The organism is Geobacter pickeringii, from assembly GCF_000817955.1.
GTDB classification, from domain to species: Bacteria; Desulfobacterota; Desulfuromonadia; order Geobacterales; family Geobacteraceae; genus Geobacter; species Geobacter pickeringii.
In genome coordinates this window covers 2,555,267-2,579,200 of the sequence record NZ_CP009788.1, presented here as the reverse complement: position 1 = coordinate 2,579,200, position 23,934 = coordinate 2,555,267, and the positions used below count along the sequence as shown (strand labels likewise).

The following is a 23,934-nucleotide window of genomic DNA, read 5'->3' as shown; positions in this document are numbered from 1 at the left end:
CTGCTTTATAATTTCACTACTTTCGCGCCCGGGAGGATTCGACTGCATGACTGTTACTGCTGTTGCCGTTGTGGTATTGGCGCTGGCACTGGTGGTGCTGGTGGCCTTCATGATCCCGACGCTGCTGGAGATCCGCAGGGCCGCCGCCGACCTCCGGGGGTTCGTGAACAAGGCCGGGGTGGAACTGAAGCCGGTGCTGCTTGAGCTGGAGAAGACCCTGACCGAGCTGCGGACGGTGACCGAAGGGATTGCCGCGAAGCGCGAGGAGGTCCAGACTTTCATGGAGGCCGTCGGCGATACGGGGCGCAACATCCGGACGATCAACGCGGTAATCGGCACCGTCGCCCACGCGGCAGCCACTTCGTCGGTATGGGCGAGCGGTGCCCGGGCCGCGGGCAAGCTTCTCATTGAGCGAATCATCAAGAAAAGGGGGTAATGTCATGGCTGACGATGAAAAAGGAATAAGCGCGGGAACCGTGTTTCTCTCGTTTCTGGCCGGCGCCGCGGTGGGAGCGGGGCTCGGGCTTCTTCTGGCACCCAAGACCGGACGGGAGATGCGCGAGAACATCGCGGATCTGACCGAGGAGGCGATCGACAAGATCAAGGGGTTCACCAAGGAGGCCCAGTCCAAGATCAAGGATACTTACGAAGAGACGAAAGACGTCTTCTCCGAGAAGAAGGCGATCATCACCTCGGCCCTCGAGGCTGGCAAAGAGGCGATGGAGCGGGAGAAGGAAAAGTACCGCGAAATGTAATCGATCCCGACGCCGCACGAAAGCCCACCTCCGCGTGGGCTTTTTCGTGTGCGGAGGGCGGGTTCGGCATGGTGGGGCGATGGTGAACGGTATCGGTATCGTGGAGCGGATTACCCGGTTTGTGGCCACCCTTTCCGAGGGAGAGGTGCCGGAATCCTTCGGCCCGGTCAGGAGGCGTCTCTTCACCTCCCTTCAGTTCGCCATGATAGTCTGCCGCGGTTTTTTCGCCGACCAGTGCCTGCTCCGGGCCTCGGCGCTCACCTTCTCGACCCTCCTCTCCATCGTGCCGCTCTTTGCCTTGGCGTTTGCGGTGCTGAAGGGGTTCGGGGTGCAGAACACCCTGGAGCCGTTCATCCTGAGCCAGGTGGCGGCCGGCTCCCACGAGATCGTCGAGAGGATCGTCACCTACATCAACAACACCAAAGTCGGCTCCCTCGGCGCCGTCGGTCTCGCGGCGCTCCTGGTCACCGCCGTCACCCTCCTCGGGAACATCGAGGAGGCGTTCAACGCCATCTGGGGGGTGCGGGAGACCCGTCCCCTCCACCGCAAGTTCAGCGATTACCTGAGTGTCCTGATCAGCGGTCCCCTCCTCCTCTTTGCAGCCCTGAGCGTCACCACCACCCTCCAGAGCCAGCGGTTCGTCCAGTGGCTGATCCGGACGAGCTACCTGGGGGACCTCCTCGTGCCGCTCTTTCACCTCGTTCCCTACCTGAGCATCTGGCTGGCACTGGTCTTTCTCTACATGTTCATCCCCAACACGAAGGTCCGCTTCCCGTCGGCCGTCGTGGGAGGGATGATCGCCGGGACCCTCTGGCAGGGGGCCCAGTGGGGTTACATCCATTTCCAGGTGGGGGTGGGGCGGTACAACGCCATCTACGGCACCCTGGCGGTGCTGCCGGTCTTCATGATCTGGCTCTATGCCAGCTGGCTCATCGTCCTTTTCGGCGTCGAGGTGGTCTACGCGCACCAGCACCTGCGGACCCTGCGGCGCGAGGTGCGGGTGCCGTCGGTGAGCAGTGCGGTCCGGGAGCGGCTTGCCCTGGCCCTGATGCTGGAGATCGCCCGTGCCTTCTTCCAGGATATTCCTCCCCGGAGCGCCGCAGGGCTCGCCGAGTTCCTCGACGTTCCCGAACGGATCGTGCGGGAGATCCTCGACGGCCTCGTCGCGGGGGGTGGGTAGCGGCCAATGGCGCCGACCCACCCCGCTATCTGCCGGCCCGGGAACTGGATCATATCCGGGTGGACGAACTCCTCGGCTCGATCCGGAGTGCGGGTGGGGAGGCGGAGCTGGGAGTGGGGACGGGCGCCGACCCGGTGCTGGAGGAACTCTGGCAACGGATCGAAGGGGGTGTTGCGGGGGCCGTCGCCGGGGTCAGTTTCCGCGAACTGGCGGCGCGGGAGAACGCCTCCCGCGATACCGGGGAGCGCGGCTGAGCCACGACTGCATGAGGCATGTTTAACCGGTGCCGGCGTTGACAAAGAAGGGGGGTTTGACATATAGTGGCCGCAACGTAACCACACTAAATTTCAGCATCCGCGCCCTGTCCGGTCCCCCTTGGCGAGGATGCCGGGCGAAGCGATAGCATGCAAGATCTCAAGCATCTCACCAGAAAGAAACGATTCTCCCTCGCGGACGCCTTTGCTCCGCGGAAAAACTCTTCCCAAAATACCTACAAACGGCTCATCGAACCGAAACCGGAGAAGAAGCGGCTTCGCCTCATCCTCCCGGCCCTCGCCGTCCTCATTGCGGCATATCCGGTCTTTTCGCTGATTTCCGGGAAACCGGCAGCCTCCAGCGTCCGCAAGGAACAGAAGCCGGAGGTGAAGCAGGACCGCCCCCTGGACGTCTTCAGTTCGTTCCAGCTGGCTGCCGACGCCTATCCGTCCGCCCATTTCGAGGGAGGGAGGCTCTCCGCCCAGCTCCCCGGCGGCGGGACGGTGGTCTACGCCATCAACGAGGAGGTGCAGCGACGGGTCACGGAGGTGATGACGCAGTTCCAGGTCCCCTTCGGCGTCTTCGTTGCCATCGAGCCGAAGACCGGTCGGGTCCTCGCCATGGCCTCCCATTCGGCGATCGAGCCCGAGTGGGCCGGGCACGCCTACTACAGCATCTATCCCATGGCGTCCCTCTTCAAGATCGTCACCGCCACCGCCGCCCTGGAGCAGAAGAAGGTGACCCCCGAGACGGTGATTCCGTTCCGCGGGGGGCTCTATTCCGAGAGCTCCCGCTACTGGAGCAACCTCCCGAAGCGCGGCGCCCAGCAGATGGACCTCACCACCGCCATGGGCAAATCGGTGAACCCGGTCTTCGGCCGGCTCGCCTGCGACATCGCCGGCCGCGAGTCGGTGCTGCGCTGCGCCGAGCGGTACGGCTTCAACCATCCGCTGCTTCCCGGTACGCCGGTTCTGCCGAGCAAGGCGGAACATCCCACCACCGACGACCAACTGCGCCTCATGGGAGCAGGGCTTGGCCGCGAGGTGAAGATCTCGCCGCTCCATGCGGCGGTGCTGATGGCCTCCATCGCCAATGGCGGCACCATGTACGCTCCGTCCCTCGTGGACGAGGTGAAGAGCGCCACGGGGGAGGTGGCCTACGTCCATCGGCCGAAGCCGCTGCGGACCGTCGTTACCCCCGAGGTGGCGGCCCAGCTCACCAAAATGCTCTCCTCCACCGTGAACAGCGGCACCTCGCGGCGTGCGTTCCATGACCGCCGGGGACGGCCGAAGTTCACCGATATCCACATCGCCGCCAAGACCGGCTCCATCAACGGCACCGACCCCGAGGGGCACTATAACTGGTTTGCCGCCTATGCCCCGGTGGAGGACCCGCAGATCGCCCTGGCCGCCCTCGTCATCAACCGGGACAAATGGAAGATCAAGGCGTCATATCTGGGAGAACAGGCGCTGGAGGCGTTTTTCAGGTAGGTGCCGGAGGAAGGGATGGAGTGTCTGAAGTGCGCCACCTGCTGCACCGCCCCCGATATTGCCGCCCTCGGCAAGGGGCTCGGGGAGCGATGCCGGCACCTCGACGACGGGGGGCTCTGCGGAATCTACGCGGAGCGGCCGGCGGTCTGCCGGGGGTACCGGCCCGACGAGCTCTGCTGGCTCGTGGCGGCGCCGACCCTGGAGGAGCGGGTGCGAAACTATCTGCGGATATTCGGGATGGAGGATGGGGTGGGGGCTACGCCCCGGAGTCCTGGTAGCTCTTGAGGGAAAAGGCCCCGTCCCTCCACTCCCCGTAGGTGAAGTGGGTGAGCCAGTCGCCGAGGGAGAGGAGAGTTTTGTCCTCGGTGGTTTCCAGAAGCGGTAGGTGGAAGTGGCCGGAGATCACCACGTCGGCCCCCTCGCGAAACCGCTCGGCGGCAAAGGCGCGGAGCAGGGCGGTGTAGTCCCACTTCTGCCGCCGTTCGCCGTGCTGTTTCCTGCTTTTGTGCGCCATCCGCTCCGCGATCCAGGAGGCGACGGCGGGGGGACCAGCGGCACCGCCGCTTTGATGAGGCGGTTGTGGAGAATGAAGCGGAGGAGGCGGTAGGAGTGGTCCCGACGGTTCACCTCGTCGCCGTGGCAGAGGTAGACCCGCTTCCCCCCCAACTCAACCTCGACCGGGCCGGGATGGACCGAGACCCCCAGGGTTTCGGTGAAAAACGGCCCCAGGTGGAAGTCGTGGTTCCCCTCCAGATAGACGAGCCTGACGCCGCTCGCCGTCAGCTCCCGGAGCAGGTCGAGCAGCGGCAGGTAGTGGGTGAAGGGGACCTGCCGGTAGCCGATCCAGAATTCGAAGAGATCGCCGAGGATGTAGAGGGTGTCCGCCGTCCCCCGCAGGCCTGCCAGGAATTCCATGAGGAGCCGGTAGTTCCGGTCGTCCTCGTGTCGCAGGTGGGCGTCGGCGATGAAGATTGTGCGCATGGCGGCACTATAAATCAAAAGACGGGCAAAGGTAAAGGCAATGAAGTGACGGTCCCCGGCGCGGGACCGGCCGCCGCTCTGCCTGGGGATCATTATGGGAATCATGCGGGACGTGGAGATAGTCTGGGACGATCTCCTGGAGGCGTTCGACAACCCGGACAGCGACATCGCCTACTTTCTCGACCGGGAGACGGGGGAGATCTTTGCGGTCCCCACCGACTACGACGACGAGGAGTTCTGGGCGGAGATCAACGGGAACGAGGAGCGTTTTCTCCGGATTCCGGGCTTTGACTACGACGACGAGCGGCTGTTGCTCTACGATTTCATCCGCGGTCTCGAAAACGAGGGGCTCAAGGGGATGCTGGAACGGGCCTTCGAGGGGAAGAAGCCCTACGGCCGCCTCGACGAGATCCTCTCGTTCTATCCCGAGGAGTTCGAGCAGTTCATGCTGATCAAGGAAGGACTCATCGCCGACCGCGCCCGGCGCTGGCTCGAAGAGCACGATCTGTTCGGGGCCGAGGCGGAAGACGATTTCTGATGCCGCTCGCGCGGGGTTCGGCAACCGTCGGCCCGCGGGCAATTTCCGGTAAAAGGGGGGATGGATGGAAGAACGGGAGCCGGTGATCAACAGGGTGGTCGGCGTACTGCTTGTGGCGGTGGCCGTCATCGCCGCGGGGTATGCCCTACGCCACACGGTCTCGTGCTTTCTCCTCTCGTTCGTCATCGCCTACCTCCTCGATCCGCTGGTGGTGATGCTGGAGCGCCGGGGAGTGCGCCGCCTCTGGGGGATCCTCCTCCTCTACGTCGGGCTCACGATCTTTTCGGTCTTCTTCTTCACCTTCCTGGTGCCGTTCCTGAGCATCCGCTGGGAGGGGTTCGTGACCGGGCTCCCCGCGTATGTCCAGAAGGCGAAGAACCTTGCCCTCGCCTGGAAGATGCGGATCGTCCCCCCCTATGCCGCCGAAGAATGGGGATGGCTCTTCGAATCGGCCACGGGGCAGCTCGACAAGCTGTTCGCCAAGCTCGGCACCGGCGTCTACGAGACCGCCGCCGGCCTCGCCTTCAACCTCTTCACCCTGGTCCTCGCCCCGATCCTCGTATTCTTCATGCTCTGGTACAAGAACGAGGCAAAGGCAGGGGTCACCGCCTGGCTCCCCGCCGCGCGCCGCGAGGCGATCATCGCCCTCGGCCGGGAGGTGAACCGGAGCATCGGGGGGTACCTGCGGGGGCAGCTCATCGTCTCCGCCATCGTGGCGCTCCTCTCCACCGCCGCCCTCTTCATCCTCGGCATCGACTACCCGATCTTCAACGGCATCTTCGCCGGCCTCGCCTCGGTCCTCCCCTTCATCGGCGTGATCCTGGCGACCCTGCCGCCGCTCTTCTTCGCCTATGTCCAGTTCCAGAGCGGCGCGGCGATCCTCAAGGTGATCGGGGTCTTCGCCGTCATCTACTTCCTGGAGGGATACCTGGTCAAGCCGATCGTCTTCAAGGAGTCCATGGACCTCAACCCCCTCGTCACGATCATCGTGGTGATGGCCTTCGGCGAGCTGATGGGGTTCTGGGGAATCCTCCTCGCCATCCCCATCGCCGCCGCCGCCCGCATCGTCCTCGACCACGCCCGGCGGGGCGACTTCTCCCGGAGGTAGGGGGATGCGCCCCCGGGAAGCGGCCCATGTCGCCTGGTTCCTTGCCGGGATCTTCGGGATGGTCCTTCTCGCGGGGCATTTCGCCCGCCACAGCCTCTCGGCCGTCCTGACCGCCCTCGTCATCGCCTATCTCCTCAATCCGCCCCTGAAGTACCTGGAGCGCAAGGGGCTCGGCCGGCTGCCGGCCATCGCCGTCCTCTACCTCTGCTTTGCGGTCCTCATCGTCATCGCTCTTTTCGCCGTGGTTCCCTATCTGAACCACCAGATCGAGGCCTTTCCCCGCGCGATCCCCCGCTACCTGCAGAATCTGGAGCGGATGCTCGACGACTGGCGGGGACGCCTTGCCCTGTACTCCGGCGGCGAGGAGGGGAGCTGGCTCCTCGCCCGCACCGAGGAGTCCCTCAAGAAACTTGCCCTGGAGGCCTCCGGCCAGGGATACCAGCAGCTGAAGCGGGCCCTGTTCGGCATCCTCAACCTGATACTGGCGCCGATCCTGATCTTTTTCATGCTGTACTACAAGGAGTTCGTCAAGGACCTGATCCTCCGCTTCGTTCCCCACCGGGAGCGCCCCTCCTTCCGCCGGGTGGGGGGGAGGATCAAGGGGGCGCTGGAGCGGTTCGTGGTGGCCCAGTTCATCGACTGCCTCCTGGCCGGCATCCTCTCCGCCGTGGCGCTCTCCCTCCTCGGCGTGGAGTTTCCCCTGCTGAACGGCCTCGTGGCAGGCTTCGCCTCCATAGTTCCCTTCGTGGGGGTCGTGGTGGCGGTCATTCCCCCGACCCTCATCGGCTATGCCGAAACCGGCGATCTCGCCATCATCCCCAAGGTCTGCGCCGCCTACTTCGTCATCTACGTCATCATCGAGGGGAACCTGATCAAGCCGCTCCTGATGCGGGGGACCCTGCGGCTCAATCCGCTGGCGGTGATCTTCGCCCTGATGGCCATGGGGGAGCTCCTCGGGTTCTGGGGGGTGGTGCTGGCGGTGCCGGTGGCGGCGGTGGTGAAGATCTGCGCCGGCGAACTGCGGGGACATCTGGATGAAAGGAATATGCCCAATGGTTAGATCGATATTTGCCGTGACCGGGATGCACTGCGCCGGCTGCGCGACCCGGATCGAGAAGGAGATCGGCCGGATGGCCGGGGTGGCGACGGCGGCGGTGAACTTCGCCACCGAAGAGCTGGCGGTGGAGTACGACGAGGGGACGCTGGCCGACGAGGCCATCGTGGCGCGGGTGAAGGAGCTCGGCTACGGGGCGCGGCGGCTCACGGCGGCCGGCGAACTCCGCTTCGGGGTCCGGGGGCTCCACTGCGCCTCCTGCGTGGCGAACCTGGAGAAGAAGCTCCTGGCCGACCCCGCCGTGAGCGCCGCCGTGGTGAACCTGGCCCAGGAGGAGGCGCTGGTCCGCTTCGACCCGGCGCGCCTCAGCCAGGCCGACATCTTCGCCCTGGTATCCGCGGCGGGATACACGCCGGTGGAGCCGGAGCAGGGGGGGGCGGAGGCCGCGGCGGAGCTCGTCGCCCAGCGGAACTGGTTCGTCCTGAGCGCCCTCCTCTCCGTGCCCATCATGCTCACCATGACCCTCCACGACAACCGGGCCGTGGGGTGGATGAACCTGGCGCTGGCCACCGCGGTCCAGTTCTCGGCGGGGCTCACCTTCTACAAGGGGAGCTGGTTCGCCCTGAAAAACAAGAGCGCCAACATGGACGTGCTGGTGGCCCTCGGCACCTCCGCCGCCTACTTTTACTCCCTCTTCGCCTTCTTCGGCGCCTTCGGCTCCCACGGCGGCCACGTCTTCTTCGAGACCTCGGCCATGCTCATCGCCTTCATCCGCCTCGGCAAGTATCTGGAGGCCCGGGCCCGGGGGAAGGCGGGGGAGGCCCTGAAAAAGCTCCTGCGGCTCCAGGCCGACAAGGCGCGGCTCGTGACCCCGGAAGGGGAGCGGGAGGTGGCGGCCTCCGCCGTCCGGGTGGGGGACCTGGTGCGGGTCTTCCCCGGCGAGGCCCTTCCCGTGGATGGTGAAGTGGTGGAGGGGAGCTCCACCGTGGACGAATCCATGGTCACGGGCGAGTCGCTCCCGGTGGCAAAGAAGCCGGGTGACCCGGTCACCGGTGCCACGGTGAACCGCGGCGGCGTCCTCACGGTCCGGGCGACGCGGATCGGCGAGGAGACCCTCCTGGCCCAGATCGTCCGGATGGTGCGGGAGGCCCAGGCGGACAAGGCCCCCATCCAGCGCTTCGCCGACCGGGTCTCCGGCGTCTTCGTTCCGGTGGTCATCGCCCTCGCCCTGTTCACCTTCGCCCTCTGGTTTTGGGGACTCCACCAGGAGTTCCTCTTCGCCTTCAAGCTCGCCATCGCCGTGGTGGTCATCGCCTGCCCCTGCGCCATGGGGCTTGCCACCCCCACCGCCATCATGGTGGGGAGCGGGGTGGGGCTCGCCCGCGGCATCCTCGTGAAGCGGGGATCGGTGCTGGAAAACATCTCCCGGGTCCAGGCGATCCTCCTCGACAAGACCGGCACCCTCACGCGGGGAGAGCCGGCGCTGACCGACCTCGTCCCGGCGCCGGGGGAGGGGGAGGCGCGGCTGCTGACCCTCCTGGCTGCCGCCGAGTCCCGCTCCACCCACCCCCTGGCCCAGGCCGCCGTGGCCGGTGCCGCGGAGCGCGGGGTGGCCCCGGCGGAGGTTGCCGACTGCCGGGAGGTGGAAGGGGGGGGCGTTGCCTGCACCCTGGCCGGCGAACCGCTCCTGGCGGGCAATGCCCGCTTCCTGGAAGAGGGGGGGGTGGCGACGGCCCCCCTGGCCGATGCGGCGGCGCGGCTGGCGGCGGAGGGGAAATCCCTGGTCTTCGTGGCGGCGGGGGGGCACCTCGTGGGGGTCGCGGCCCTGGCCGACCGGCTGAAGGAAGGGTCGGCCGCCGCCGTGGCGGCCATGAAGGGGATGGGGATCGCCACCTTCATGATCACCGGCGACCACCGCGCCGTGGCCGCCGCCGTCGCCCGGGAGGCGGGGGTGGACGGTTTCGAGGCCGAAGTCCTCCCCGGCCGCAAGCAGGAGGTGGTGCGGGAGTACCAGGCAAAGGGATACTTCACCGCCATGGTGGGGGACGGCATCAACGACGCCCCGGCCCTGGCCCGGGCCGACGTCGGCATTGCCATCGGCGGCGGCACCGACGTGGCCAAGGAGACCGGCGACGTGATCCTCGTCCGCGACGACCTGACGGACGTGGTGCGGGCCATCCGTCTCGGGCGGGCCACCCTCGCCAAGGTGAAGCAGAACCTCTTCTGGGCCCTCTTCTACAACATCCTCGGCATCCCCGTGGCGGCGGGGGCCCTCTTCTATCCCCTCGGCATCACCCTGAAGCCCGAGTACGCCGGCCTCGCCATGGCCTTCTCCTCGGTGTCGGTGGTGACCAACTCGATCCTGCTGCGGCGGGTCGGTGGAAAGCTCGGCTAACGTCCCGTCCCCTCCCGTCGAAGGGTGAGTTTTACCTGAAAGGAGCAACGGTCCGGTGGAGAAAGACGGTTCCGCAAGCATCGCCCGCACGCTGTCGCAGCGGCTTTTTCCGGTGGCCTTCGGCATCGGCTTTCTGGTCAGCGTCGGGTTCCCGGCACTCTATGCCGGCCTCGAATACCGCTCCCTCAGGGAACAGGCCACCATCCATGCCCACGAGCTCGCGGGGCGGATCAGCCGGCTGGCGCTCGATACCGGTCCGCTCTGGAAATATCAGGTCCATCGCTACGATCAGCTCATCCGGGATTTCCTGCTCTTCCGGAAGGTTGTCGTCGTCCGGGTGCAGGACGGGGGGGGGAAGGCCATTTCCGGCTATGACCGGTTCCGGGACGACGGAGACACCGTTCTGGACGACTACGTCGTCTTCGGCGAAGCCCCCGTTATCTTCAACCGCACACGGATTGCGACGGTGGTGATCGGTATCTCGGCCGGCGACGCAATCCAGGTCACGTTCCTCTTCTTTGCCGTATCGTCACTGCTCGCCGCGCTCTTTACCGTCATCAGCTACCGTTATCCGATCAGGGTCGTGTCGGCACTGGAGCACGACGTCCGGGCGCTGAACGAGACGCTGGAACAGCGGGTGACGGAGCGGACCGCCCAGTACCAGGCCGCCAACGATGAACTGGAGGCGTTCAGCTATTCGGTTTCCCACGACCTGCAGGCGCCGCTGCGGCACATAACGGGGTACATCGACGCCTTCCGCGAGGACTACGGCGACCGCTTCGATGCCGATGGGCTCCACTACCTGAACCGGATCGGGGCGGCGAGCACACGGATGGACCGGCTCATCGAGGCGATGCTGGCCCTGTCGCGGGTCAACCGCAACGAGATCCGCCGGGAGCGGATCAACCTCACCGGCCTTGCCGCCGAGATCGCGGCGGAACTCTCCGCGGGGACTCCGGAGAGACGGGTCTCGTTCCGGATCGAGGAGGGGATGGCGGTGTCGGGCGACCCCTCCCTGCTGCGGGATGTCATGGAGAACCTCCTCGGCAACGCCTGGAAGTTCACCCGCAAGCGGGACGACGCCGAGATCGCGGTGGAGACGGTGGAGGTGGAGGGGGAGGGGGAGCGTGCCATCTGCGTGCGGGACAACGGCGCCGGCTTCGACATGGCGTTTGCCGGACGGCTCTTTGCGCCGTTCCAGCGTCTTCACCGGGAGGAGGAGTTCGAGGGGACCGGCATCGGCCTTGCCACCGTGCAGCGGATCCTCCACCGCCACGGCGGGCGGATCTGGGCCGAGAGCGAACCGGGGAGGGGGACTGCCTTCACCTTCGTGCTCCCCAGGGAGGGGAGCGGCTCCGGGGGGAAGTGACGGAGTCGTTGCAGCGTGAGGGGAGATGAGGATGACAATGAGGATGAACGGAGAGGGGGGTGTCATGAAGAGAGTTGTCGCATTGACCGTTATCCTGGGAAGCGTGCTGACTGCTGCCCCACCCTCTTTTGGCGACGAGGGGAAGAGCGTCATCGCCGGTTCGGGAACCTGCATCCCCATCGTCCGGCTCCTCGCCCGGGAGTTCCAGCGGGTCACCCCCGGCTTCTCCTTCGACGTCCCGGCCAGCATCGGTTCCGGCGGCGGGGTTCACGCGGCGGCTGACGGGACGGTGGAGATCGGGATCGTCTCCCGCGAATTGAAGCCCGATGAAGGTCGGCTCGGCCTCATCTATCGCCCCTTTGCGCGGACCGCCGTGATCCTGGCCGCCGACCGGCGGGTTCCCGACGCCGGACTCACCCGCGCCGAGATCGCCGCCATCTACCGGGGGGAGAAAAAGAGCTGGAAAAACGGCCGGTCGATCGTCGTCCTCACCCGTGAACCGGAGGACAGCTCCATCGACACCCTGAAGAAGATTCCCGGCTTTGCTGCCGCCTATGACGAGAGCATCCGGGGGCGGTACTGGTCGATCCTCTACTCGGATCAGGAGATGAACCGGGTGCTGGCACTGACCGCCGACGCCCTGGGGGTCACCGATTGCGGCGCGGTGGGGGTGGAGAAGATGCCGGTGAAGGCACTGGCCATCGACGGCGTCCCCCCCACGGCGGAGAATGTCCGGAGCGGCCGCTACGGCCTCGTGAAGCCCCTCGCCTTCGTCTACCGCGACGACCGCCTTACCCCCCGGGGGAGGAAGTTCATCGCCTTCGTGCTGGGCGATGCCGGCAGGAAGGTCCTCAAAAAGTACGGCTACGTGGTGGAATGATCCTACGCCGGCAGCGGACCGGAGGTGGGCGCCTCCCGGCGCTTGAACCGCCGCCGAATCGGGGTACACTGTAACGGATGGCCTGGACGGGCACCGCGTTGTCGGAGGGGATCATGGGCACACGGAAGATTGTCAAGACGGATGCCGAGTGGCGGGCGCAGCTCTCTCCCGAGCAGTACGAGATCACCCGGAAGAAGGGGACCGAACGGGCCTTCACCGGCGAGTACTGGAATTCCCATGACGTCGGGACCTACCGCTGCGTCTGCTGCGGGGCGGAGCTGTTCCGTTCCTCCGACAAGTTCGACTCCGGCACCGGCTGGCCGAGCTTCACCGCCCCGGTTGCCACGGAGAGCGTGGAGAGCGAGGAGGACCGGAGCTTCTTCATGCGCCGCACCGAGATCCATTGCACCTCCTGCGGCGCCCACCTCGGGCATCTCTTCGGCGACGGCCCCGCCCCCACCGGCAAGCGGTACTGCATCAACTCCGCCGCCCTCAGACTCGACCGGAAATAATCCATCCCCCTCGGACGCCAGGATATGCCCATGGACTTCCTCTCCGGAGCCTCCCCCGATTACCTTGAATCGCTCTACCGGCGGTGGTGCGACGATCCCGCCGCAGTTACCCCCGAGTGGCGCGCCTTCTTCAGCGGTTTCGAGGCCGGCCGCGGCGCGCCGGTGGCTGAAAGCCCCTCCCCCGAGCTGATCGCCAAACAGTCGGCGGTGGACTCTCTGGTCTACCGCTACCGCGACCTGGGACATCTCCTCGCCTGTACCGACCCCCTCGCCCCCTGCCGGGTCGAGCACCCCCTCCTCTCCCTTCAACACTACGACCTGGACGAGAGCGACCTGGACCGGACCTTCCGGGCCCGGCGCTTCCTCGTCAAGAAGGAGGCGACGCTCCGGGAGATCATCGAGACCCTGCGGGAGACTTACTGCCGCTCCATTGGCGTCGAGTTCATGCACATTCAGGACCCCCGCGAGCGTTCGTGGCTCATCGAGCGGATGGAGCCGGTCCGCAACCGCCCCCCCTTCACCCGGGAGGAGAAGCTCACGATTCTGGAGAAACTCCAGCAGGGGACCCTCTTCGAGAGTTTCCTCCACCGCCGCTTCATGGGGCAGAAGCGGTTTTCCCTGGAAGGGGGGGAGACCCTGATCCCCGTTCTCGATGCGGTGGTGGCGCGGGGGGCGGAGCAGGGGATCACCGACCTCATTCTCGGCATGGCCCACCGGGGACGGCTCAACGTCCTGGCCACCCTCTTCGGCAAGCCGCTGGAGAACATCTTCGCCGAGTTTGCCGACAACCTCCCCCTCGGCTTCGTGGGGGACGGCGACGTGAAGTACCACAAGGGGTTTTCCTGCGATCGGGAGCTTGCGGACGGACGGCGCATCCACCTCACCATGGCCTTCAACCCGAGCCACCTGGAGGCGGTGGACCCGGTGGTGACGGGGAAGTGCCGCGCCCGCCAGGATGCCGCCGGCCCCGGCGGGGCGAAGCTGGTCCTGCCGGTCCTGATCCACGGCGACGCCGCCTTCGCCGGCCAGGGGGTGGTGGCGGAGACTCTGAACCTCTCGCAGCTGGAGGGGTACCGGACCGGCGGCACCCTCCACATCGTCGTCAACAACCAGATCGGCTTCACCACGCTGCCGGCGGACGCCCGGTCGTCCCTCTACGCCACCGACGTGGCCAAGATGGTGGCGGTGCCGATCTTCCACGTCCACGGCGAGGACCCCGAGGCGGCGGTCCATGCCGTGCGCCTCGCCCTCGACTACCGGCAGACCTTCGGCAAGGACGTGGTGGTGGAGATCATCTGCTACCGTCGCCATGGGCATAACGAGGGGGACGAGCCCTACTTCACCCAGCCGGTGATGTACGGGCGGATCAAGGACCGTCCGCCGGTCCACGAGCTGTACGCCGCCGCTCTGGTGGCGGAAGGGGTGGCGCGGGAGGAGATCGACGCCCGGGCCGCGGCGTACGCGAAGATCCTCGAAGATGCCTTTGCCGCTCCCCCCCGCCCCCTCCTCGCCGGTTTCGGCGGGAAGTGGGAGCGGTACCGCCGCGAGTACACGCCGGGCCCGGTGGCGACCGCCGTGGAGGCCGAGGCGCTGCGCACTCTCGCCGCGCGGCTGGCCGCCATCCCCCCCGGCTTCGCCCTCCACCCGAAGGTCGCCGCCCTGCTGGAACGGCGCCGGGAGGCGGTGGCGAAGGGGGAGGGGATCGACTGGGGGAACGGCGAGACGCTGGCCTACGCCACGCTCCTTGCCAAAGGGATATCCATCCGGCTTTCGGGCGAAGACTCCCGGCGCGGCACCTTCGGCCATCGCCACTCCTTCCTCTACGACATGGCGACGGAAGCGCACCACGTCCCCCTCGCCACTGTGGCGGCGGACGGGGCCGTGTTCGGGGCATGGGACAGCATGCTCTCCGAGTTCGCCGTCCTCGGCTTCGAGTACGGCTATTCGGTGGAGGAGCCGGAGGCGCTCGTCATCTGGGAGGCCCAGTTCGGCGACTTCGCCAACGGCGCCCAGGTGATCATCGACCAGTTCATCGCCGGCGGCGAGTCCAAGTGGGAACGGGTGAGCGGTCTCGTCCTGCTGCTCCCCCACGGCTTCGAGGGGCAGGGGGCCGAGCACTCCAGCGCCCGGATCGAGCGCTACCTCCAGCTCTGCGCCGACCACAACCTGCAGGTGGCCTACCCCTCCACCCCGGCCCAGCTCTTCCATCTCCTGCGGCGCCAGGCGAAGCAACCCTTCCGCAAGCCCCTCGTCGTCTTCACCCCCAAGAGCCTGCTGCGCCACCCCCGCTGCGTCTCCCGGCTGGAGGATTTCGCCGCCGGCGGATTCCGGGAGGTGCTGGTGGACGCCGTCCCCCCCTCGCCGGCGGCGACGCTCCTCCTCTGCACCGGCAAGGTCTTCTGCGACCTGCGGGAGCGGTGCGAGCGCGACGGCCGCGGGGACGTGGCCATCGTCCGGCTGGAGCAGCTCTATCCGCTCCGGACCGACCTGCTGCGGGAGGCGGTGGCGCCGTTCGGGGGGGCGAAAAAGGTCGCCTGGGTCCAGGAGGAGCCGAAAAATATGGGGGCGTGGAGCCATCTCCGGCCGCACCTGGCGGAGATCTTAGGTGCCGAGCCCCGCTACGTGGGACGGCCGGAGAACGATGTCCCGGCGGTCGGTTCCCATCGGCTGCATCAGGAGGAGCAGGAACGGATCGTCAACGATGCACTTTCGTAAATTTTCCCCTCACCCCTCCCCCTCTCCCTCAGGGCGAGGGGAAAATCAAACCCTCTCCCCCGGGGAGAGGGTGGCCGGAGGCCGGGTGAGGGGGTACGCGGTTTGCCGAGAGCAATTCGCGTCATCTTGAATAACTTCAGGAGCGGAATATGGAACTAAAAGTCCCCTCAGTCGGCGAATCGGTCTTCGAGGCCCTGGTGGCCAAGTGGCTCAGAAAGAGCGGCGATGCGGTCAGAAAGGACGAGCCGGTCTGCGAGATCGAGACCGACAAGATCACCATGGAGCTCAACGCCGAGGTAGACGGCGTCCTCACCGTCACGGTGCCGGAGGGGACCACGGTGAAGATCGGCACCGTCATCGGCTCCATCGCCGAAGGGAGCGCAGCGGCCGCGGCGCCGGCGTCTCCGCCCCCGTCCTCCCCAGCTCCGCCCACTGCGGCGCCCCAGGAGCCCCTCCCCCTGTCGCCGGCGGTCCGCAAGATCTCCCAGGAAAAGGGGATCAGCCCCGAGACGGTGCAGGGGAGCGGCCGGGGAGGGCGGGTGACGGTGGACGACCTGCTCACCGCCACGCCGCCGGCTGCCCAACACCCCTCGCCCGTTGCGCCGCCGCCCCCCGCCGGGGTGGTTTCTCCCGCGCCGGAGCCGGCGCGCTCGGCGGGGGAGGAGGGGCGCATCACCCGCACCCCCATGACCCCCATCCGCAAACGGATTGCCGAGCGGCTTCTGGCGGCGCGGCAGCAGACCGCCATGCTCACCACCTTCAACGAGGCGGACCTGGGCCGCGTCATCGAGCTGCGGAAGAAGTACAAAGAGCACTTCCAGAAGCGCCACGGCGTCTCCCTCGGCTTCATGTCGTTCTTCGTCAAGGCGTGCGTGGAGGCGCTGAAGGAGTATCCCGCGGTGAACGCCTTCATCGACGGCGGCGACATCGTCTACCACCACTACTGCAACATCGGCGTCGCCATCGGCGCCGAAAAGGGGCTGGTGGTGCCGGTGCTCCGCGACGCCGAACTACTCCACTTCGCCGAGATCGAGCGGACCATCGCGGCGTTCGTGGAGAAGATCCGGGCCAACCGCCTGGAGCTCTCGGACCTGGAGGGGGGGACCTTCACCATCTCCAACGGCGGCGTCTACGGCTCGCTCCTCTCCACGCCGATCCTCAACCCTCCCCAGAGCGGCGTCCTCGGGATGCACGCCATCCAGGAGCGTCCCGTGGTCCGCGACGGCCAGATCGTGATCCGCCCCATGATGAATCTGGCCCTCTCCTACGACCACCGGATCATCGACGGGCGGGAGGCGGTCGGTTTCCTGAAGAAGGTGAAAGAGTACGTGGAGGAGCCGGAAGAGCTCTTCCTGGAAGGGTAGGCTGGTGGCAAGAACAATGGGACATCTGATGGCGGCGGTGGCGGTGCTGTCGCTGCTGGCGGCGGCCCCCGCCGCCGGCCAGGGGGGGGCGGGGAACGGGCTCGCCGTCGCCCGGGGCGCGGCACGAAAGGGAGATCCCCGGGCCGCCTACATGGTGGCCCTGAGATACCTTTACGGCTCCGGCACCCCCCGCGACCCGGCGGCTGCCGCCCGCTACATGAAGATGGCGGCGGAGCGGGGACTCGTGCGGGCCCAGTACTACCTCGGCACCTTTTACTACGAGGGAATCGGCGTGAGGCAGGATCGCCGGGCCGCGGCCCGCTGGATCGGCAGGGCGGCGTCCGCGGGGGACGCCGAGGCCCAGTATGCCTACGGGATGCTTCTGCTGGCCGGGGACGGGGTGCCGGTCGACAAGGTGACGGCGATCGACTGGCTCGGCAAGGCGTCGCGCCAGGGGAACGAAGGGGCCCGCGACGTCCTCCAGGAACTCGTCTCCTTCCGGGGGCGCCCCGTGGAGATCCGTTCCCTCGATCCCACCGTGGCGGCGCCCGCTCCCACCCCGCGCAGCGAGGGGAGCGACGGCGGACCGCGCCTCGCGGAGAAAGGGGTGATCCTCGATCAGGGGGAGTTCAGCCTCAAGTTCTCCCTGCCGGGTTTCAGCGAGACCAGGACCACCTCCCCCGCCGCACCGGATGAGAAGCTCTGGAACCGCCTCCAGGGGGGAACCTTCGACATCATCTACCGGCCGGGGAAGTAAACCTCGTTTGCGTTGCGATCGCGTTTCGGTGGCGGGAGGGAGGCGGGGGCTCCCGCTCCGAAAAGAGTCAAGCGTCACCGGGCGGTTTTCAGGCGAACTGAGCAGCCGCTTCTTTATGCTTTCCCTTTGAATGGCGTCCGGTGCTTTTTTGCGGGACTCTTTTCTCCGCGGGAGCCCCCGCCCCCCTCCGGGGAGCCTTGGTGGCTTTGTCGGCAAAAACAGAATTCATCCGGGAGGAACCATGTCCGAACAGATTTACGACCTCATCATCATCGGCGCCGGCCCCGGCGGCTACGTGGCCGCCATCCGCGCGGCCCAGCTCGGCATGGCCGTGGCGGTGGTGGAGAAGCGGGAGGCCCTGGGCGGGGTCTGCCTCAACGAGGGGTGCATCCCCAGCAAAGCGCTCCTCGATTCCTCCGAGCTCTTCGCCCTGGCCCGGGACAGATTCGCCGGCCACGGCATCGCCATCGACCCGCCGCGGCTCGACCTTGCCCGGATGATGGCCCGCAAGGACGACGTGGTGAAGAAGCTGACCGACGGCGTCGCCTTCCTCTTCAAGAAGAACAAGATCAACTGGGTGCAGGGGACGGCCCGCCTCACCGGCGGAGAGGGGGGCGCCCACGGCGTTGACGTGGCGGCACCCGGGGGGACGCAGCAGCTCCGGGGGAAGCGGGTCCTTCTGGCCACCGGCAGCGAGGCGGCGGCGATTCCGTTCATCCCCTATGACGGCGAGACCGTGGTCAGCGCCCGGGAGGCCCTTGCCTTCGACAACGTGCCGGAACATCTGCTGGTGGTGGGGGCGGGGTACGTCGGCTTGGAGCTCGGCTCGGTCTGGCGGCGGCTCGGCGCCCCGGTGACGGTGGTGGAGATGCTGCCGAAGATGCTTCCCGCCACCGACGGCCAGGTGGCCGACACCCTGATGCGCTCCCTGAAAAAGCAGGGGATTGCCTTCCGGATGGAGACGAAGGTGACCGGCTTCGCGAAGCGTGACGGGAAGGGGGTGGTCACCGTGGAGACGGGAGGGGCGGCGGAGGAGATCGTCTGCGACCGGGTGCTGGTGGCGGCGGGGCGCCGTCCCCTCACGGCGGGGCTCGGGGTGGAGGAGCTCGGCGTCCGGCCGGAGGATGGACGGATTGCGGTGGATGCGAACTACCAGACATCCGTTCAGGGCGTTTACGCCATCGGCGACCTGATCCACGGCCCCATGCTCGCCCACAAGGCGATGGCGGAGGGAGAGGTCTTTGCGGAACGGCTTGCGGGGCAGGCTTCTGAGGTGGACTACGCCTTTATCCCTGGTATCGTTTATACATGGCCCGAGGCGGCCAGCGTGGGGCGGACCGAGGAGGAGCTCAAGGCGGAAGGGGTCGAGTACGCCGTGGGGAAGTTCCCCTTCATGGCCAACGGCCGGGCCAGGTGCATGGACGAGACCGAAGGGTTCGTGAAGATCCTCGCCAAGCCCGACAGCGGCCGGGTCCTCGGCATCCACGTCATCGGCCCCCGGGCCTCGGACCTCATCGCCGAGGCGGTCACCGTCATGACCTACGGCGGCAGCGCCGCCGACATCGCCATGACCTTCCACGCCCACCCGACCCTGGCCGAGGCGATGAAGGAAGCGGCCCTGGATGTGGAGAAGCGGGCGATACATGCGTAACGTGTAACCAGTCAAAACCTGCCACGGAGACACAGAGACACGGAGGGACCGCTTGACACCGGTCCCTTCTCCCCTGGGGAGAAGGTGGCCGAAGGCCGGATGAGGGGAAGACGGACCCTCTCCCCCTGGGAGAGGGGACTGACGCGTGCGTCCGCCTCCGTGCCTCCGTGTCTCTGTGGCAGATTTCCAGGAGGGTGAAAATGGGCAAGAACCTCGCAACGAAGATTCTCGAAGCACACCTCGCAAAGGGCGAACTGAAACCGGGCACTGAGATCGCCCTGACGATCGACCACGCGCTGCTGCAGGACGCCACCGGCACCATGGCGATGCTGGAGTTCATCGCCATGGGGGTGGACCGGGTGAAGGTGGAGCTGGCGGCTCAGTACATCGACCATAACCTCCTCCAGACCGACAACCGCAACGCCGACGACCACGTCTTCCTCATGACGGCGGCCCAGCGGTTCGGCATCCACGTCTCCAAGCCGGGGAACGGCGTCTCCCACCAGGTGCACCTGGAGCGCTTCGGCGTGCCGGGGCGGACCATGCTCGGCGCCGACTCCCACACCACCTCCGCCGCGGGGCTCGCCATGATCGCCATCGGCGCCGGCGGCCTCGACGTCTCCCTCGCCATGGCGGGGCACCCGTTCCACCTCCCCTGCCCGAAGATCTGGGGGGTGAAGCTCACCGGCCAGCTCCAGCCGTGGGTCTCGGCCAAGGATGTGATCCTGGAGATGCTCCGCCGTCACACGGTGAAGGGGGGGGTCGGGAAGATCATCGAGTACTACGGCCCCGGCGTGGCGACCCTCTCGGCCACGGACCGGGCCATCATCGGCAACATGGGGGCGGAGCTGGGGGCCACCACCTCCGTCTTCCCCTCGGACCACCGGACCCGCGAGTTCCTGGAGGCCCAGGGGCGCGGCCAGGTCTGGCAGGAGCTCGCCGCCGATCCCGACGCCACCTACGACGAGTACGAGGAGATCGACCTCGCCACCGTGGAGCCGCTCATCGCCTGCCCTTCGTCGCCGGACAACGTGGTGCGGGTGGCCGACATCGAGGGGCTGAAGGTGGATCAGGTGCTGGTGGGGAGCTCCGCCAACTCCGCCTTCCGCGACCTTATGTCCGTCTGCCGCATCCTGGACGGCCGGCGTGTCGCCTCCCACCTCTCCTTCAACGTGAATCCGGGGAGCCGCCAGGTGCTGGAAAACGTGGCCGACCAGGGTGGGGTGATGATGCTCCTTCTCGCCGGTGCCCAGATCCACCAGCCGGGGTGCCTCGGGTGCATCGGCATGGGGCAGGCGCCGGGGACCGACCAGGTGAGCCTCCGCACCTTCCCCCGCAACTTCCCGGGGCGCAGCGGCACCAAGAACGACCGGGTCTACCTCTGCTCCCCCGAGACGGCGGCCGCCGCCGGCATCTTCGGCGTGGTCACCGACCCCCGCAAGCTCGGCGACCTCATGCCGTGGCCCAACGTCCAGAACCCGACGAAGTACGTCGTGGACGACTCCAGCATCATCTTCCCCCTCCCGCCGGAGGAGGCGAAGAATGTGGAGATCGTCACCGGCCCCAATATCATCCCGTTCCCCGACTTCGCCCCCCTCCCCGAGACCCTGGAGGCGGAGGTCATCATCACCGTGGGGGACAACATCTCCACCGACACCATCATGCCGGCCGGCAACAAGGTGCTGCCGTACCGGAGCAACATCCCGGCCATCAGTCAGTTCGTCTTCGAGCAACTGGACCCCGATTTCCACACGCGGGCGAAGGAGAAGGGGAACGGCGTCGTCATCGGCGGGGAGAACTACGGCCAGGGGTCGAGCCGGGAGCACGCGGCCCTGGCGCCGCGCTATCTCGGCATCCGGGCCAAGATCGTCAAGAGCTTCGCCCGGATCCACAAGGCGAATCTGGTGAACTTCGGCATCCTCCCGCTGACGTTCAGGGATCCGGCGGACTACGATGGCCTGAAGCAGGGAGACACGCTCACCTTCCCGGACCTGCGGCGGCTCGTGGCCGCCGGGGCCACGGAGATACCGGTCAAGGTAAACGGTCGGGAGATCGTCACCTTGCTTGAGGTCTCCGACCGGCAGCGGCAGGAGCTCCTGGCCGGCGGGACGCTGAACTTCGTGAGGAGCAGTGCAGGGTAACGGGAAATCGAACCGGCACGGTTCATGGCAATCGGCGAGCGGTCCGACGAATCGTCGTCATCGGGGCATGAACATGAGCAGAGCAGCAGGATGGGCGGCGCTGGTCTTCTTCGCCTTCATGGCGGTCGGCACGCTCATCGTCGAACAGGTCGAAAAAACCCGCGAGCATGATCGCCGCCAGATCGTCTCGCAACTTGCGGCCAGCTCCGCCTACACGCTGGAGCGCCAGCTCTCCCGCTCGCTGTCCGCCACCTATGCCCTGGCGTCGATCCTCCACCAGTACGGGGAGGTCAGGGACTTCGACGAGCTGGCCCGGGAGATGATCCGCACCTACGGCGGCATCAGCAGCCTCCAGCTCGCCCCCGGCGGCGTGATCTTCAATATCTATCCCCTGGCCGGGAACGAGAAAGCCTTCGGCCACGACCTCCTCCGGGACCCGCAGCGGCGCACCGAGGCCCTGAAGGCGATCGAGAGCCGCCAGCTCACCCTGGCCGGACCGGTGAAGCTGATCCAGGGAGGGGTCGGGGTCATCGGCCGTCTGCCGGTGTTCGTCCGGGGGGGAGAGACGGGCGAGCGGTTCTGGGGGTTCGCCACCGTCCTGATGCGTCTTGAGGACCTGCTGGTGGCGAGCAATCTGGCCCAGTTGGAACAACACGGCTACGCCTACGACCTTGCGCGGCTCAACCCCGATACCACCCGGTGGGAATCGTTCGCCCGCTCGCGACGCCCCCTTGCCGCCGGGCCGGTGAATTTCGTCTTCGATGTGCCGAACGGCAAATGGCGGCTTTCCATGACCCCGGCATCCGGTTGGCGCACGTCTCTGGTCGTCGCCCTGGACTATGCGCTGCTGGCCATCTTCAGCGTGGCGGTGACCGCACTCATCTATATCCTGCTGCGGCAGCCGGAGCTGCTGCAGGTGGTGGTGCAGAAGCGGACGGCGGAACTCTGCGAGTCCAACCGGCGGCTGGAGGATGAGATCAGGCAGCGGACGCGGGCCGAAAAGGAAGTCCGGCGCCTCAACGCCGAACTGGAGCAGCGGGTCCGGGAGCGGACCTCCCAGCTGGAGGTCTCCAACCGGGAACTGGAATCGTTCAGCTATTCCGTCTCCCACGACCTGCGGGCGCCGCTGCGGCATATCGAGGGGTACAGCCGGATCCTTCTGGACGATTTCGGCGACCGGATCGGCGAGGAGGAGAAGCAATATCTGGAGCGGATCTGCCGGAGCAGCGACCGGATGAAGGAGCTCATCGACAACCTCCTCAAGCTGGCGCGGTTCAGCCGATGGGATCTGCAGATGAAGAGCGTCGACCTGAGTTCCCTGGCCCGGCAGGTTGCCGAGGAGCTGCAGTCCGAAGAGCCGCAGCGCCGGGTGACCTTTCGGATTGCGGATAAACTCACGGTCTTTGCCGATGCCGAACTGATCCGGATTGCCCTGGAAAACCTCCTGGGCAACGCCTGGAAGTACACCGGCAGGACGGAGAACGCGGTCATCGAGTTCGACGCCGCGGAATCCGACGGCCGGCGGGTCTTTTTCGTCCGCGACAACGGGGCTGGCTTCGAGATGAAGCATGCCGACAAGCTCTTCGGCGTCTTCCAGCGGCTCCACAGCGCCACCGAGTTCGAGGGGGTCGGCATCGGTCTGGCCACGGTCCAGCGCATCGTCCAGCGCCACGGCGGGCGGATCTGGGCCGAAGGGGAGATGGGGAAGGGGGCCACTTTCTATTTTACGCTGTGACAGCGGGGCTTGCGAGACATCCACATCAGGGAGGTATCCATGGAAAGCAGACTGCGGGCGGTTCTGCCCGACGCCGAGCTTCTGAAAATGTACGAGCAGATGGTTCTCTCCCGCGAGTTCGAGGAGTCGTGCGCCGAGCAGTACACCAAGGGGCACATCACCGGCTTCCTCCACCTCTACAGCGGCCAGGAGGCGGTGGCCGTCGGCGCCACGGCGGCGCTCCACAAGGACGACTACATCCTCTCCGCCTACCGCGAGCACGCCCAGGCCATCGTCCGAGGGGCGGAGCCGCGGCGGGTCATGGCCGAGCTCTTCGGGAAGCGGACCGGCCTCTGCAAGGGGAAGGGGGGCTCCATGCACCTCTTCTCCCCCGAGCTCTCCTTCATGGGGGGGTATGCCATCGTCGGCGGCCAGTTCCCCATCGCCGTCGGCCTTGCCTTTGCGGCCACCTACCGGAAGGAGGACCGGATCGCCGCCTGCTTCTTCGGCGACGGTGCCGCGAACCAGGGAACCTTCCACGAATCCCTCAACTGGGCCCGGCTCTGGGAGCTGCCGGTCCTCTTCGTCTGCGAAAACAACTTCTACGGCATCGGCACCTCCGTGGCGCGGGCCTCCGCCCTCTCCGACATCCACAAGCGGACCTGCGGCTATGACATCCCCTCCGTGCGGGTTGACGGCATGGACGTGGCGGCCGTCTACGAGGCGGTCAAATGGGGGGCCGACTGGGTGCGGGAGCAGAGCCGGCCGTACCTCATCGAGGCCATGACCTACCGCTTCCGCGGGCACTCCATGGCCGACCCCGGCAAGTACCGCAGCCTCGCCGAGGTGGAGCTCTGGAAGGCCCGCGACCCGATCCCCAGCTTCGGCAAGCGCCTCGTGGCGGAGGGGATCGCCACGATGGAGCAGCTCGACTCCGTCCGGGAAAAGTGCGTCGGCTGGGTGGAGGAGGCGGTGCGGTTCGCCGAGGAATCGCCGTGGCCGGAGGAGGATGAGGTGTTCCGGGATGTCTACGTGTGAACACACGTTTGAACACCTGCCACGGAGGCACAGAGAC

The 23,934-nt window shown here is 67.0% G+C and carries 22 protein-coding genes; 20 read left to right on the top strand and 2 right to left on the bottom strand.

The window, feature by feature from the left end; all coding sequences use genetic code 11:
• Nucleotides 1-46 precede the first annotated feature (46 nt).
• The 6 genes from GPICK_RS11610 (at nucleotide 47) to GPICK_RS11590 (ending at nucleotide 3,965) form a co-directional block, all read left to right on the top strand.
• A complete protein-coding gene (locus GPICK_RS11610) occupies nucleotides 47-436 on the top strand; it encodes a DUF948 domain-containing protein (protein WP_039743378.1) in 390 nt (129 codons plus the stop codon).
• 4 nt (nucleotides 437-440) lie between these two features.
• Nucleotides 441-755 carry a YtxH domain-containing protein gene (locus tag GPICK_RS11605; protein ID WP_039743376.1) on the top strand — a complete coding sequence of 105 codons (315 nt, stop codon included), beginning with the start codon at nucleotides 441-443 and terminating at the stop codon, nucleotides 753-755.
• A gap of 79 nt (nucleotides 756-834) precedes the next feature.
• Entirely contained in the window at nucleotides 835-1,935 is a 1,101-nt protein-coding gene (locus GPICK_RS11600; protein ID WP_236685550.1) for a YihY/virulence factor BrkB family protein, read from the top strand.
• A 59-nt stretch (nucleotides 1,936-1,994) separates the two neighbouring features.
• Nucleotides 1,995-2,189 (top strand): hypothetical protein, encoded by a 195-nt coding sequence (locus tag GPICK_RS17845; protein ID WP_236685549.1) that lies wholly within the window; start codon nucleotides 1,995-1,997, stop codon nucleotides 2,187-2,189.
• Nucleotides 2,190-2,339: 150 nt separating this feature from the next.
• Nucleotides 2,340-3,680: a penicillin-binding transpeptidase domain-containing protein gene (locus tag GPICK_RS11595; RefSeq protein ID WP_039743375.1), complete on the top strand. Its 1,341-nt coding sequence runs from the start codon at nucleotides 2,340-2,342 to the stop codon at nucleotides 3,678-3,680.
• A 15-nt stretch (nucleotides 3,681-3,695) separates the two neighbouring features.
• A complete protein-coding gene (locus GPICK_RS11590; protein WP_052263416.1) occupies nucleotides 3,696-3,965 on the top strand; it encodes a CxxCxxCC domain-containing protein in 270 nt (89 codons plus the stop codon).
• Here GPICK_RS11590 and GPICK_RS17840 read toward each other — a convergent pair.
• Together GPICK_RS17840 and GPICK_RS11585 are read right to left on the bottom strand one after the other, a co-directional pair.
• Nucleotides 3,937-4,089, bottom strand: a complete 153-nt coding sequence (locus GPICK_RS17840; protein ID WP_236685548.1) for a hypothetical protein — start codon at nucleotides 4,087-4,089, stop codon at nucleotides 3,937-3,939. The genes GPICK_RS11590 and GPICK_RS17840 overlap by 29 nt on opposite strands.
• The gene (locus GPICK_RS11585; protein ID WP_236685547.1) at nucleotides 4,083-4,766 is read right to left on the bottom strand and encodes a UDP-2,3-diacylglucosamine diphosphatase; all 684 of its coding nucleotides are present in this window, start codon (nucleotides 4,764-4,766) and stop codon (nucleotides 4,083-4,085) included. The genes GPICK_RS17840 and GPICK_RS11585 overlap by 7 nt, the downstream gene beginning before the upstream one ends.
• On the opposite strand from GPICK_RS11585, the gene GPICK_RS11580 reads away from it, so the two are divergent.
• The 14 genes from GPICK_RS11580 (at nucleotide 4,756) to pdhA (ending at nucleotide 23,897) form a co-directional block, all read left to right on the top strand.
• Nucleotides 4,756-5,199, top strand: a complete 444-nt coding sequence (locus tag GPICK_RS11580; protein WP_039743374.1) for a UPF0158 family protein — start codon at nucleotides 4,756-4,758, stop codon at nucleotides 5,197-5,199. The two genes, GPICK_RS11585 and GPICK_RS11580, sit on opposite strands and share 11 nt — an antisense overlap.
• 64 nt (nucleotides 5,200-5,263) lie before the next feature.
• Nucleotides 5,264-6,307, top strand: coding sequence for an AI-2E family transporter (locus GPICK_RS11575; protein WP_039743373.1), 1,044 nt, complete (start codon nucleotides 5,264-5,266; stop codon nucleotides 6,305-6,307).
• Nucleotides 6,308-6,311: 4 nt separating this feature from the next.
• On the top strand, nucleotides 6,312-7,367 hold the full coding sequence (locus GPICK_RS11570) for an AI-2E family transporter (protein WP_039743372.1): 1,056 nt from the start codon (nucleotides 6,312-6,314) through the stop codon (nucleotides 7,365-7,367).
• Nucleotides 7,360-9,756 carry a heavy metal translocating P-type ATPase gene (locus GPICK_RS11565; RefSeq protein WP_039743369.1) on the top strand — a complete coding sequence of 799 codons (2,397 nt, stop codon included), beginning with the start codon at nucleotides 7,360-7,362 and terminating at the stop codon, nucleotides 9,754-9,756. The genes GPICK_RS11570 and GPICK_RS11565 overlap by 8 nt, the downstream gene beginning before the upstream one ends.
• Before the next feature lie 55 nt (nucleotides 9,757-9,811).
• A complete protein-coding gene (locus tag GPICK_RS11560) occupies nucleotides 9,812-11,125 on the top strand; it encodes a sensor histidine kinase (protein ID WP_039743367.1) in 1,314 nt (437 codons plus the stop codon).
• Nucleotides 11,126-11,189: 64 nt separating this feature from the next.
• Complete coding sequence (locus GPICK_RS11555; protein WP_039745705.1) at nucleotides 11,190-12,005, top strand: PstS family phosphate ABC transporter substrate-binding protein; 816 nt, start codon at nucleotides 11,190-11,192, stop codon at nucleotides 12,003-12,005.
• 113 nt (nucleotides 12,006-12,118) lie between these two features.
• Nucleotides 12,119-12,517: a peptide-methionine (R)-S-oxide reductase MsrB gene (msrB, locus tag GPICK_RS11550; RefSeq protein ID WP_039743365.1), complete on the top strand. Its 399-nt coding sequence runs from the start codon at nucleotides 12,119-12,121 to the stop codon at nucleotides 12,515-12,517.
• 30 nt (nucleotides 12,518-12,547) lie between these two features.
• A complete protein-coding gene (locus GPICK_RS11545; RefSeq protein WP_039743363.1) occupies nucleotides 12,548-15,232 on the top strand; it encodes a 2-oxoglutarate dehydrogenase E1 component in 2,685 nt (894 codons plus the stop codon).
• Between the two features lie 149 nt (nucleotides 15,233-15,381).
• Nucleotides 15,382-16,596, top strand: a complete 1,215-nt coding sequence (gene odhB, locus GPICK_RS11540) for a 2-oxoglutarate dehydrogenase complex dihydrolipoyllysine-residue succinyltransferase (protein WP_039743361.1) — start codon at nucleotides 15,382-15,384, stop codon at nucleotides 16,594-16,596.
• Between the two features lie 16 nt (nucleotides 16,597-16,612).
• Nucleotides 16,613-17,353, top strand: coding sequence for a tetratricopeptide repeat protein (locus GPICK_RS11535; protein WP_236685546.1), 741 nt, complete (start codon nucleotides 16,613-16,615; stop codon nucleotides 17,351-17,353).
• 241 nt (nucleotides 17,354-17,594) lie between these two features.
• Nucleotides 17,595-19,004, top strand: coding sequence for a dihydrolipoyl dehydrogenase (gene lpdA / locus GPICK_RS11530; RefSeq protein ID WP_039743357.1), 1,410 nt, complete (start codon nucleotides 17,595-17,597; stop codon nucleotides 19,002-19,004).
• A gap of 200 nt (nucleotides 19,005-19,204) precedes the next feature.
• Nucleotides 19,205-21,145, top strand: a complete 1,941-nt coding sequence (locus GPICK_RS11525) for an aconitate hydratase (protein WP_039743355.1) — start codon at nucleotides 19,205-19,207, stop codon at nucleotides 21,143-21,145.
• 73 nt (nucleotides 21,146-21,218) lie between these two features.
• On the top strand, nucleotides 21,219-22,880 hold the full coding sequence (locus GPICK_RS11520; protein ID WP_236685545.1) for a sensor histidine kinase: 1,662 nt from the start codon (nucleotides 21,219-21,221) through the stop codon (nucleotides 22,878-22,880).
• Between the two features lie 39 nt (nucleotides 22,881-22,919).
• Nucleotides 22,920-23,897: a pyruvate dehydrogenase (acetyl-transferring) E1 component subunit alpha gene (pdhA, locus tag GPICK_RS11515; RefSeq protein ID WP_039743352.1), complete on the top strand. Its 978-nt coding sequence runs from the start codon at nucleotides 22,920-22,922 to the stop codon at nucleotides 23,895-23,897.
• The last annotated feature ends 37 nt before the right edge of the window (nucleotides 23,898-23,934 follow it).

What these genes read in the sequence shown, in the direction of transcription:
- GPICK_RS11605 (WP_039743376.1), top strand. Translation starts at nt 441, where the DNA reads ATGGCTGACGATGAAAAAGGAATAAGCGCGGGAACCGTGTTTCTCTCG.
- GPICK_RS11570 (WP_039743372.1), top strand. Translation starts at nt 6,312, where the DNA reads ATGCGCCCCCGGGAAGCGGCCCATGTCGCCTGGTTCCTTGCCGGGATC.
- pdhA (WP_039743352.1), top strand. Translation starts at nt 22,920, where the DNA reads ATGGAAAGCAGACTGCGGGCGGTTCTGCCCGACGCCGAGCTTCTGAAA.
- GPICK_RS11590 (WP_052263416.1), top strand. Translation starts at nt 3,696, where the DNA reads ATGGAGTGTCTGAAGTGCGCCACCTGCTGCACCGCCCCCGATATTGCC.
- GPICK_RS11580 (WP_039743374.1), top strand. Translation starts at nt 4,756, where the DNA reads ATGGGAATCATGCGGGACGTGGAGATAGTCTGGGACGATCTCCTGGAG.
- GPICK_RS11610 (WP_039743378.1), top strand. Translation starts at nt 47, where the DNA reads ATGACTGTTACTGCTGTTGCCGTTGTGGTATTGGCGCTGGCACTGGTG.
- GPICK_RS11555 (WP_039745705.1), top strand. Translation starts at nt 11,190, where the DNA reads ATGAAGAGAGTTGTCGCATTGACCGTTATCCTGGGAAGCGTGCTGACT.
- GPICK_RS11565 (WP_039743369.1), top strand. Translation starts at nt 7,360, where the DNA reads ATGGTTAGATCGATATTTGCCGTGACCGGGATGCACTGCGCCGGCTGC.
- GPICK_RS11600 (WP_236685550.1), top strand. Translation starts at nt 835, where the DNA reads ATGGTGAACGGTATCGGTATCGTGGAGCGGATTACCCGGTTTGTGGCC.
- GPICK_RS11545 (WP_039743363.1), top strand. Translation starts at nt 12,548, where the DNA reads ATGGACTTCCTCTCCGGAGCCTCCCCCGATTACCTTGAATCGCTCTAC.
- GPICK_RS11595 (WP_039743375.1), top strand. Translation starts at nt 2,340, where the DNA reads ATGCAAGATCTCAAGCATCTCACCAGAAAGAAACGATTCTCCCTCGCG.
- msrB (WP_039743365.1), top strand. Translation starts at nt 12,119, where the DNA reads ATGGGCACACGGAAGATTGTCAAGACGGATGCCGAGTGGCGGGCGCAG.
- GPICK_RS11520 (WP_236685545.1), top strand. Translation starts at nt 21,219, where the DNA reads ATGAGCAGAGCAGCAGGATGGGCGGCGCTGGTCTTCTTCGCCTTCATG.
- odhB (WP_039743361.1), top strand. Translation starts at nt 15,382, where the DNA reads ATGGAACTAAAAGTCCCCTCAGTCGGCGAATCGGTCTTCGAGGCCCTG.
- GPICK_RS11535 (WP_236685546.1), top strand. Translation starts at nt 16,613, where the DNA reads ATGGGACATCTGATGGCGGCGGTGGCGGTGCTGTCGCTGCTGGCGGCG.
- GPICK_RS11525 (WP_039743355.1), top strand. Translation starts at nt 19,205, where the DNA reads ATGGGCAAGAACCTCGCAACGAAGATTCTCGAAGCACACCTCGCAAAG.
- GPICK_RS11575 (WP_039743373.1), top strand. Translation starts at nt 5,264, where the DNA reads ATGGAAGAACGGGAGCCGGTGATCAACAGGGTGGTCGGCGTACTGCTT.
- GPICK_RS11585 (WP_236685547.1), bottom strand. Translation starts at nt 4,766, where the DNA reads ATGATTCCCATAATGATCCCCAGGCAGAGCGGCGGCCGGTCCCGCGCC.
- lpdA (WP_039743357.1), top strand. Translation starts at nt 17,595, where the DNA reads ATGTCCGAACAGATTTACGACCTCATCATCATCGGCGCCGGCCCCGGC.